6 protein-coding genes are annotated in these 10,360 nt (G+C 67.9%); 2 read left to right on the top strand and 4 right to left on the bottom strand.

From position 1 onward, the window contains the following. Window positions 1–141: 141 nt before the first annotated feature. Window positions 142–759 (bottom strand): 30S ribosomal protein S4, encoded by a 618-nt coding sequence (gene rpsD / locus EDC64_RS22995; RefSeq protein WP_132036161.1) that lies wholly within the window; start codon window positions 757–759, stop codon window positions 142–144. A gap of 278 nt (window positions 760–1,037) precedes the next feature. Here rpsD and EDC64_RS23000 point away from each other — a divergent pair, with 278 nt between their 5' ends. Next, window positions 1,038–1,751, top strand: a complete 714-nt coding sequence (locus EDC64_RS23000) for a type 1 glutamine amidotransferase (RefSeq protein WP_132036163.1) — start codon at window positions 1,038–1,040, stop codon at window positions 1,749–1,751. A gap of 44 nt (window positions 1,752–1,795) precedes the next feature. Here the strand turns inward: EDC64_RS23000 and EDC64_RS23005 are convergent, their stop codons facing one another. From EDC64_RS23005 to EDC64_RS23015, 3 genes are all read right to left on the bottom strand, one after another. Next, on the bottom strand, window positions 1,796–3,049 hold the full coding sequence (locus EDC64_RS23005; protein ID WP_420808976.1) for a lytic murein transglycosylase: 1,254 nt from the start codon (window positions 3,047–3,049) through the stop codon (window positions 1,796–1,798). Further along, complete coding sequence (murI, locus tag EDC64_RS23010; RefSeq protein ID WP_132036165.1) at window positions 3,046–3,915, bottom strand: glutamate racemase; 870 nt, start codon at window positions 3,913–3,915, stop codon at window positions 3,046–3,048. The genes EDC64_RS23005 and murI overlap by 4 nt, the downstream gene beginning before the upstream one ends. A 73-nt stretch (window positions 3,916–3,988) precedes the next feature. Continuing rightward, window positions 3,989–4,309 (bottom strand): 2Fe-2S iron-sulfur cluster-binding protein, encoded by a 321-nt coding sequence (locus tag EDC64_RS23015; RefSeq protein ID WP_132036167.1) that lies wholly within the window; start codon window positions 4,307–4,309, stop codon window positions 3,989–3,991. Between the two features lie 254 nt (window positions 4,310–4,563). Between EDC64_RS23015 and EDC64_RS23020 the strand changes: the two genes are divergently transcribed. After that, the gene (locus EDC64_RS23020) at window positions 4,564–10,188 is read left to right on the top strand and encodes an apolipoprotein A-IV repeat region-like domain-containing protein (protein ID WP_132036169.1); all 5,625 of its coding nucleotides are present in this window, start codon (window positions 4,564–4,566) and stop codon (window positions 10,186–10,188) included. Window positions 10,189–10,360: the final 172 nt, after the last annotated feature.

Genomic DNA, 10,360 nt, shown 5'->3' on the forward strand with positions numbered 1-10,360 from the left:
CCCCCAAAATCGACCGACGCCATAGCCAAAAACCGACCGGCCCCAACCCAAACAAAAACCCCGCCGAAAAATCGACGGGGTTTGTCAGCGGTCTGTGCCCGCCCGAAGGCGGCCTTTGGCGGAGCGGTGCGCGCGACGGGATCAGCGCGAATAGAACTCGACCACCAGATTCGGTTCCATCTGAACCGGATAGGGCACTTCGTTGAGTTCCGGCACGCGCGCGAAAGTCGCAGCCAGCTTGTTCTGGTCGACGTCCAGATAGTCCGGAATGTCGCGCTCGGCGAGCTGCATCGCCTCGAGAACCAGCGCCATCTGCTTCGAGGCTTCCTTTACCTCGATCACGTCCCCGACCTTGATCAGGTAGGACGGGATATTGACCCGGCGGCCGTTCACCTTGACGTGGCCATGGCTCACGAACTGGCGGGCGGCGAAGATGGTGGGCACGAACTTGGCGCGGTAGACCACCGCATCGAGGCGGCGCTCGAGCAGGCCGATCAGATTGGCGCCGGTGTCGCCCTTCAGGCGCGAGGCTTCCACATAGGTCGCGTGGAACTGCTTCTCGCCGATCGAGCCGTAATAGCCCTTGAGCTTCTGCTTCGCGCGGAGCTGCACGCCGAAGTCGGAAAGCTTGCCCTTGCGGCGCTGGCCATGCTGGCCGGGGCCGTATTCACGGCGATTGACGGGGCTCTTCGGGCGGCCCCAGATATTCTCACCCATGCGGCGGTCGATCTTGTGCTTCGCCGCGATGCGCTTGCTCATGTAACGCTGATCCTTGTTGCGTTGTCTTCGGGATGGATCGCGCCCCTCCTCTGTAACGACGATCGCCGTCACTGACAGACCCCTCGGCGCGCTGCCGAAAAAGCCACGGGTGCAAATGCCAAACGTTGCCACCGCCGGCCGACGGATCGACCAGCGAGGTCGCGCCTTCTATGCGCGCGTCACCGTTCTGTCAATCCTCGCACCCGCCACGCCCCTGGATCTCCCGTTTCCTCCCGCGCGGAGGTCCGGCAGATTAAGGGGCACTTTGCGGAGGTCACATGAAATTCCTGGTACTCCAGCACGCCCCGTCCGAACATCCCGGTCGCTTCCGCGAATTCATGCGACAGGACGGCATTGTCTGGGATGCGGTCGAATTGGATGCCGGCGAGACGATTCCCCCGACCGACCCTTATGACGCTTTGCTCGCCTTCGGCGGGCCCATGGATGTGTGGGAGGAGCGCATTCATCCCTGGCTCAAGACCGAGAAGGCGGTGATCCGTGACTGGGTCGCCGCCGGAAGGCCGTTTCTCGGCATCTGTCTCGGGCACCAATTGCTGGCCGAGGCGATGGGGGGACGGGTGGCGAAGATGGCCCGCCCCGAAGTGGGCGTCTGTCCGGTCGCCTTGACGCCCGAGGGGCGTGGCGCTGCAGTGTTTGCGGGTCTGCCCGACAATTTCCCGACGCTGCAATGGCACGGCGCCGAAGTCACGACCCTCCCGGAGGGAGCGACGGTGCTCGCCCGGAACGAGGCCTGCCCGATTCAGGCGATCCAGCTCGGCCCGCGCGCCTTCGGCGTCCAATATCATGTCGAGATCGAGAGCGGCACGGTCCGGGATTGGGGGGCCATCCCAGAATACAAGGATGCTCTCGAATCGATCACGGGCGAAGGTGGGCAGGCTCAGCTCGAGGCCGAGACGGACGACCGGATGGATGCTTTCAAAATGGCCGCGCAGCACCTCTACGGCAATTTCCTGCGCACGATCCGCGGTTAGCGCCCGATCCGATTACGGGGGTTCAAACCGATCGGATCGCGCTCCTAACGCGATCGCAGGGCGGTCAGCACCTTCAGCCCGGGATAGCCGTCCGCCGGCTCGATCCCGGCGCGCTGCTGGAAGGCGCGCACGGCCCGCATCGTGCCCTGGCCGACCCGCCCGTCCGTGCCGCCGGTGTCGAAGCCGTTGCGGGTCAAGCGGACCTGGATTTCCTGGATTTCCGCCAAGGTGAGGGTGCGTTCGCCATCGGCCCAGGGGGTCACGAACGGCCCCTCCCCCATCACCCGGTCGCCGAGATGGCAGACCGCGAGCGCGTAGCTCGACGAGGGATTGTAGGAGCGCACCGCATAGAAATTCGGCAGGAGCAGAAACGCGGGTCCGCCGGCGCCACCGGGCAGCCAGAGCCGCGCCTCGGCGTCGTAACCCGCCAAAGAGCGGCCATCCACGGTGGTCACCCCACGCCCGCTCCAGGCGCCGAGCGTGCGCCAGGTCCGGTTGTCCGCGAGCTTGGTATCGAAGCCCTCCGGAATGCGCGCCTCCAGCCCCCAGGGTTCGCCCCGCCGGTACTTTCCGCGCTTGACCAGATAATTGGCGGTTCCCGCCAAGGCATCGTCCGGGCGGCCGAACGGGGAGATCCGACCGTTGCCGTCGAAATCGACCCCCATATTGAGCCACACCTCCGGCATCCACTGGGTATGGCCCATGGCGCCGGCCCAGGATCCGACCATTTCCGAAGGCGTGCTCCAGCCGCGCTGGACGATTACCAGCGCATTCAGAAGCTCGGTTTCCCAATATTTCCGCCGCCGCGGCTCCCCCCAGGCGAGGGCCGACAAAGAATTGAAGACCGGCTTCATGTGCTGCGGATTTTCGACCACCTGGCCGAAGGCCGATTCCATGCCCCAATAGCCGAGCATGACTGCGCGATCGACGCCAAACTCGGCTTCGATGCGGCCCAGCAAAGCGGCATATTCCGCCGCCTTGCGCCGTCCGGTCTCGATGCGCCATTCCGAGACCCGGCGGTTGAGATATTGCCATACCTCTTCCTGGAATTCCGGCTGGGCACGGTCGGCGGCATAGACGCTTTTGTCCGGAACCACGCCGGCCATCACCGTATCGTAGGTCTGTCCGCTGATGCCCCGCGCGAGCGCGCGGGCCTTGAATTTCGCGACCCAGGCGGGAAACGGCGCTTGTGCCTTCTGCGCCATGGCGGTGCCGGGACAAGCGGCGATCGCGGCCAGCGCGAGCCCGCCGCCGAGCACCTGCCGACGTCCGAGCACAGGGCTTCCCCCCGCCGTCACGAGGCCACCCTCCGGGCCGGCTCGATCTGTGCGGAGGCCGCGACCCTGCGCCCCGTCACCGCCGAGACCAATTCGCTGTCCAGCGGCGCACCGGTCGCGACGAGATGAAGCGGCTTCGGGCTGCCCGCCCCGGCCGCCGGGCCGAGCAGCGAGACCACCCGGCGCGCAATGGCCGGCGCCGGGTCGATCCAGGAGACCGGCCACGGGGCGAGACGCGTCAGATGGCCGAGGATCAAGGGATAATGGGTGCAGGCGAGAACGATCGTATCGGTCCGCCCGCCGGCATCCCGCACGAAGCACGGCAGGATTTCCCTCCGGAGATCGGCATCGTCGACGGGAATCCCCGCGAGGACGGATTCCGCCAGCCCCGCCAGTGTATCACTCGGCACCAAGACGACCTGACACGCGCCGGCGAATTCGCGGATCAGGCTCGCCGTATAGTCGCGCCGCACGGTTCCCGGGGTCGCCAGCACGCTGATCCGCTTCGAGACCGATCCCGCGCAGGCCGGCTTGATCGCCGGGACGGTCCCCACGAAGGGCACGGCATACCGTGCACGCAGGCTCGGAAGCGCCAAAGTGGACGCCGTATTGCAGGCGATCACGACGAGGTCCGGGCGGACGAGCGGAACGAGATCGTCCATCACCTCCCCAACCCGGGCCGTCAGCGCGGCCTCGCCCATCGCCCCATAGGGAAAGGCGGCCGTGTCCGCGGCATAGACGTAATGGGCGTCCGGCCGAAGCCGTGCGATCTCGGTGAAGACCGAGAGGCCGCCGAGCCCGGAATCGAACACGAGGATGGTCGGGGAACGGAGATGAGTGGTCGGCACGACGGCGCAGCTTCCAGCCGAGGCAGTGACAATAGCCATGATATATCCTCGCCACCCCAGGCAATATTGTGTCGTGCCCGGGTAAACGAAGCATGAGCGCGCGGCGCTCTCCTCAGCCTTGGCGCGCCGGCATATGCAGGACCAGCCCGTCCAGCCCGTCGCTCAGCTTGATCTGGCAGGAGAGGCGCGAGGACGGCCGGACGTCGAAGGCGTAATCGAGCATGTCCTCTTCCATCGATCCCGGCTCGCCCACCCGGTCGCGCCATGCTTCATCCACATAGACGTGACATGTCGCGCAGGCGCAGGCGCCGCCGCACTCGGCATCTATGCCGGCAACACCATTTCGCACTGCGGCCTCCATAGCCGTGGCGCCGACCGGCGCCTCGACCGTACGGGTGGCACCTTCAAAGGAGACGAACGTAATGCGGGCCATGCGAGCGCGAATTTCCCTGTTGCCCCCTGCCCTATAAACGGCCGCGGCCAGTAAGGCGAGATGTGCCGCGGCGCACGCGTTAACGATATCTTCACATGCGCGGTGCGGGACGGTTTCAATCGGCACCCCCGCAAAGTTAAGATGCGGTAAGGTAAACAAAGTCTTGCCAGACTACGCCCGACGTCAGCGCCTGCTGCGGACCGGTCGTGTTGGCGAAACGTGTGGCAGTGCCGCACTCGGCGACAGAGGCGATCATGAAGACACCGCGCAAGATCCAGGATCCCACCGAGGCGGCCCTCTCGGCGATCCAGGAGGCACTGACGCTCCAGATCGACTCCCCCGAGCCCCCGCCGGCGGACGACCGTCCGATCCAGCGCGATACCCGGCCACGGCGTACGCGGGTCGAGGTTGCGGATCGCCGCGCCGCCAATGACGATCGCCAGACCGTCGGCCAGCTTCTCAGCCAGTTGCAGCGCCGCTCCTCCCCCGCGCCCTATTGGTGGGCGGCGGGGCTCGCCATCCTGTGGGTCGGCTTCGGCCTTCCCTACATGGTGGCGACGCAGCGCGCGGCCTTCGCCGGCCTCACCAGCATCGACGCTTTGATGTCCTCTCCCGCGCTCCTGGCCATCCTCGCCGGCCTCGTCATCCCGCCGGTCGCGTTCTTCGGGCTGGCGGCGATGGTGCGGCGCTCGCGCGATCTCCAGCTCATCGGCAAGTCGATGACCGAGGTGGCGCTGCGGCTCGCGCAGCCGGAATCCCTCGGCACCGACGCCGTGGTCACGGTCGGCCAGGCGGTGCGCCGGGAAGTCGCGGCGATGGGCGAAGGCCTCGACCGGGCGATCGCCCGGGCGGCCGAACTCGAGACCGTGGTGCGCAACGAGGTCTCGATCCTCGAGCGGGCCTATGAAGACAACGAGATCCGCATCCGGCACCTGATCGAGGAATTGCAGGTGGAGCGGCAGAACATCCTGGCGCACACGGAACGGCTCCGGGAGGGCATCCTGGATGCCGAGACCATGCTGTCCGGCGAAGTGCGCGATGTGGCCGACCGGGTTCAGGACAATGTGGCCGGAGCGATCGAGCGGGTCAGCGAGATGCTCGGTCAGCGCGGTCAGGAGATGACCGACGCCATGAACCGCGCCGCCGATACCGTCGCGGACAATCTGACCGCCAAGAGCAACGATTTGATCGACCGGCTGCAGAGTGTCGGCAGCACGCTGGATGCGAACCTCGTCCGCGCTGGCGACGACCTCGCCGCCACCATGAAGTCGCGCACGGATGAGCTGAGCGCCAGCCTCCTCTCTTCCAGCACGGAGGTCGCGGTCCTGATCTCGCGCTGGAGCAACGAGGTGGCGACCGGCGTCGACGCCAACCGGGCGGCGATCGTCGAGACCCTGGAATCGAACAGCACCCGCTTTGCCGACGACATCGCGGTGCGCGCCGCCGAAATCACGGCCTCGTTCCGCGACGCGGGCGAGAACGTGGTGATGGAATTCTCCAGCCGCGGCGGCGACCTCGTTCGCAAGATCGAGGACACCGGGGCGCGGGTCGGCGAGACGCTGGCGCTGCACGGCGGGGACCTCGCCGACCGGATCGAACTGGCCGGGAACCGCATCCACGACGCCGTCGCGATCCATGGGGATGCGCTCCAGGAGCGCCTCGGTGAGACCGGCGAGCGCCTGGCGGAAGCTTTGGAGCGCAGCGGCCAGGCCGTGACCTCCTCTCTGGTGCAGAAGGGCGACCAGATCGCCGACGCCCTCGCCCTCGCCGGCAACGAGATGACCGACCGGCTCGGGGCGGTGGGCCTCGAAGTGACCGAAGCGATCGGCGCGCGTGGGTCCAGCGTCACCGAAGCCTTCAGCGAGACGGCCGACATTCTGGTCTCGACCATCGGGACCAAGGGCGACCAGATCCGCGACATGCTCAACAGCCGTCTGCGGACGCTGGAAGACACCATCACCATCCAGGGCGGCGATCTCGCGGACCGCATCAGCCATGACAGCACGCTGATGGCGCAGGCGATCCAGCAAGGCGTCGAAACCCTCGATTCAAGCCTCCGGCAACATGCGCCGGCTCTGGTCGACGGCCTGTCCTTGCAGGTCAACGTCCTCAATGAGAGCCTCCAGGGCACCCTCGCGGGCCTGGACCAGCGCCTCGACACGACCGCGGATATTTTCTCCTCCGCTTTGGACGATCGCCTCTCGCGCGTCGAACAGGCGATCGAGGAGAAGACGCGCAGCCTCGCGGAGACGTTGGCACAGCGCGGCGAGCAGCTCACGTCCGCGCTTTCGGCCGGCATGCAGGCGACCGGAGACACGTTCGACGACACGCTGACCAGGCTCGATGACTTCTTCGTCCAGCGTACCCAGCAGATCGGCGACCTGCTCACCGAGCGCGCCACCCATCTCGGCGACACCGTGACGGCCCAGGCCGAGACGGTCGGGGACATGCTGACGGCGCGAGCCGACTATTTCGGCGAGACGGTGACGGCGCGCGCCGAAACCGTGAGCGCGATGCTGACCGCGCGCGCCGACTATCTCGGCAAGACCGTCGCCTCGCGGGCCGAGGCCGTCGGCGCGATGCTGACCGAGCGCGCCGACCATGTCGGCGAGACCGTGCTGTCGCGGGCCGAGGCCATCGGGTCCTTGTTGACCGAGCGGGCGGATTATCTCGGAGAGACGGTGACCGCCCGTGCCGAGGCCGTGGGTGCGATCCTGACGGAACGCGCCGATGCGGTCGGCGCGTTGCTGACCGAGCGCGCGGACCAGGTCGGCGAAAGCGTCGCCGCCCGTGCCGAGGCCGCGAGCGCCCTCCTCACCGAACGCGCCGACCATCTCGGCGCGACGGTGGCCTCGCAGGCCCAGTCGGTCGGGGACATGCTCGCCGACCGCGCCGAATATCTCGCCGAAACGATCGTGGCCCGGGCCGAGACGGTCGGCGCGATGCTCACCGAACGGGCGGATTATTTGGGCGAGACCATCACCACCCGGGCCGAGAGCGTGGGCGACATGCTGACGGGCCGGGCCGACTATTTCGGCGAGACGGTCACCACCCGCGCCCAGGCGATCGGCGACATTCTCACCGAGCGTGCCGACCATCTCGGCGCGACGGTGGCGTCGCAGGCCCAGTCGGTCGGGGACATGCTCACCGAACGGGCCGAATATCTCGCCGAGACGATCGCGGCCCGGGCCGAGACGGTCGGCACGATGCTGACCGAGCGAGCCGATTATCTGGGCGAGACCATCACCACCCGGGCCGAGAACGCAGGCGACGTATTGACGGGACGGGCCGACTATTTCGCCGAGACGATCGCGGCCCGGGCCGAGACAGTCGGCGCGATGCTGACCGAGCGAGCCGATTATCTGGGCGAGACCATCACCGCCCGGGCCGAGAGCGTGGGCGACATGCTGACCGGACGGGCCGACTATTTCGGCGAGACGGTCACCACCCGTGCCCAGGCGATCGGCGACATTCTCACCGAGCGCGCCGACCAGCTCGGCGGGAGCGCGATGGCGCAGGCGCAGGCCATCGCCGACCTTCTCACCGAACGGACCGATTATCTCGGCGAGACGGTCAATGCCCGCGCCCAGGCGATCGGCGATCTCCTCACGGAGCGCGCCGAACATGCCGGCGAGGCCATCAGCGGACGGGCCGAGGACATCGCTGCGCTTCTCGAACACCGCGTCGCACGGATCGAGGATCTGGTGGCGAATCGGCTCGAAGGCGTCTCCGCGGCGCTCGAAATGCGCGGGACGGCCGTCGCGCAGAACCTCACCAGCAAAATCGAGGGCGTTTCGACGCGCCTGCGCCAGAATGCGGCCGAGGTCGAGGCGTCCCTCAACGCACTCGCCTCGAATGTCGGAGAAACCTTGACCGGCCAGGCGGATGCGATCTCGGTCGCGCTGACCCAGCGTCTCCAGGATCTGTCCGATACGCTGGAAGGCAAGAATGGCATGTTCCTGGCCGCGCTGCAGGAAGCGAGCCAGCGGGCGGTGGCCGAAATCACCGCGGCGAATGCCGGCGTCCAGGGCGACGTGCAGGCGATCATCGCGCGGCTCGGCGATGCCGATACCGCCTTCAAGCAGGCGACCGGCGGCATCGTGGCGGCGCTCAGCCATTTTGAGACCGGCTTTGCCCAACAGGTCGCTGCGCTCCAGGACAATGTTCGCGCGCTCAACGGTTCCGCGGCGGGCACAGTCGGCCAGCTCGGGATCGAGGTGGAGACCCTGCGCGCCCTCACCCAGGGGGCGCTCACCGAAATCTCCAGCCTGACCCAGCGGTTCGAGGAACAAGGCCGCGGCCTGATGCTGGCCTCGCAGACGCTCGGCGAGACGCACGACCAGGTGGAAGGCGTTCTGACCGCCCGGAAGGCGGCGATGGACGAGCTCGGCTCGACCCTCTCGACCCGGGCCTCGGAGCTGGAGGCGCGCCTGGCGAACTTCCACGGCATGCTGGAACAGTCCCTGGCCGCCGCACAGAAGCGCGCCCAGGAGATTTCCGCCGCTGTTGTGGACTCCGCCGCCACCTCGTCCAAGGCTCTGGAAGGCCAGTTCGAGCAGGTCCGCAACGCCTCCGCGGCAGAGCGCGAGCGCGTCACCGAACTTCTGCGCGGCACCTATAAGGAAGCGATGGGCGAGGTGAATCGCCTGTTCGAGGATACCGGGCGGCGCTTCACCGAGGTGTCCCATCAGCTCAAGGATGCGGCGAAGGATGTCCAGCAGGCGATCGACCTCGCCCGCGAGGAGATGAAGCGCGGCATTCTGGAACTGCCGGCGGAGACCGAAGCCAGCGCAGCCAGCATGCGGCGTGCCGTCGCCGAACAGATCAAGGCGCTCGCGGAGCTGAACGAGATCGTTGCCCGCCAGGGCCATGCGGTCGACGTCGCGGCGCCGGCCGGCCGGATCGTGACCCGCGAGGCGGCCCCGCGCCCGAGCGCCGAGCGCCCGGCCGAGCGCCCCATCGAGCGGGCGCCGGTCGAGCGGGTCTCGGCTGAGCGGCCGCCCGTCGAACGCACGCAGATCGACCGCGCGCCGGTCGAGCGCACGCCGGTCGAGCGGGCCCCGGTGGAACGGACCATGTTCGAACGCACCGCTGTGGAGCGGACCGGCTTCGAGCGGCCCGGTTCGGAGCGGCCGGTTCCGGACCGCACGTCGATCGAGCGCGTGGCGCTCGAACGCGCCGCTTTGGACCGGGCGGGCGACCGCACGGCCGCACGGACCCGCACGGAAGCCGCGGTTCCGGTCGGACCGAGTCCGGAGGCGCCGGCCCGCCGGCCCTCTCCCTCGCCTTTGCCACCCCGCCGCGTCGACCCTGCGCTCGACGCCCGCACCCAGACCCAGCGGCCCCAGCCGCCCCAGGCGCCTCAGCCGCAGCCGGCGGCGGCTCCGCCGCAGGCCGCCGATACGCCCCGCGAGAGCGACGCGGGCCGGGACGGCTGGCTCTCCGAGCTGCTCGCCCGTGCCTCGGGCGATCTCGCGGAAACCCCGTCCGAAACCGTGCGCCGCCAAGAGCCGACGCGCCCGCGCCCGGCCCGCCACACCATCGAATCCCTCGATTCGCTGTCGGTGGACATCGCGCGCATGATCGACCATCAGGCCGCGGTGGAATTGTGGGAGCGCTACAAGCGCGGTGAACGCAACGTTTTCACCCGCCGCCTCTACACCATGCAGGGTCAGCAGACCTTCGACGAATTGCGCCGGAAATACCGGAGCGACGCGGAGTTCCGGACGACGGTGGACCGCTACATCGCTGAATTCGACCGTCTGCTCGATCAGGTGGCGGCCGACGACCGTGGCAATGTGCTGACCAAAACCTATCTCACCTCCGACACCGGCAAGGTGTACACGATGCTCGGCCACGCCTCGGGGCATTTCGACTGAGGCGATTTCGTCCGGGGCGCGCCCGTCGAGCGCTTCTGGCGAACCCAGACATGAAAATGCCCGCCGTCCGGCGGGCACAGACCGCTGACAAACCCCGTCGATTTTTCGGCGGGGTTTTTGTTTGGGTTGGGGCCGGTCGGTTTTTGGCTATGGCGTCGGGCGATTTTGGGGG

The organism is Aquabacter spiritensis (genome assembly GCF_004346185.1).
Taxonomy (GTDB): Bacteria; Pseudomonadota; Alphaproteobacteria; order Rhizobiales; family Xanthobacteraceae; genus Aquabacter; species Aquabacter spiritensis.

What these genes read in the sequence shown, in the direction of transcription:
- rpsD (WP_132036161.1), bottom strand. Translation starts at nt 759, where the DNA reads ATGAGCAAGCGCATCGCGGCGAAGCACAAGATCGACCGCCGCATGGGT.
- murI (WP_132036165.1), bottom strand. Translation starts at nt 3,915, where the DNA reads ATGGCTATTGTCACTGCCTCGGCTGGAAGCTGCGCCGTCGTGCCGACC.
- EDC64_RS23000 (WP_132036163.1), top strand. Translation starts at nt 1,038, where the DNA reads ATGAAATTCCTGGTACTCCAGCACGCCCCGTCCGAACATCCCGGTCGC.
- EDC64_RS23020 (WP_132036169.1), top strand. Translation starts at nt 4,564, where the DNA reads ATGAAGACACCGCGCAAGATCCAGGATCCCACCGAGGCGGCCCTCTCG.
- EDC64_RS23015 (WP_132036167.1), bottom strand. Translation starts at nt 4,309, where the DNA reads ATGGCCCGCATTACGTTCGTCTCCTTTGAAGGTGCCACCCGTACGGTC.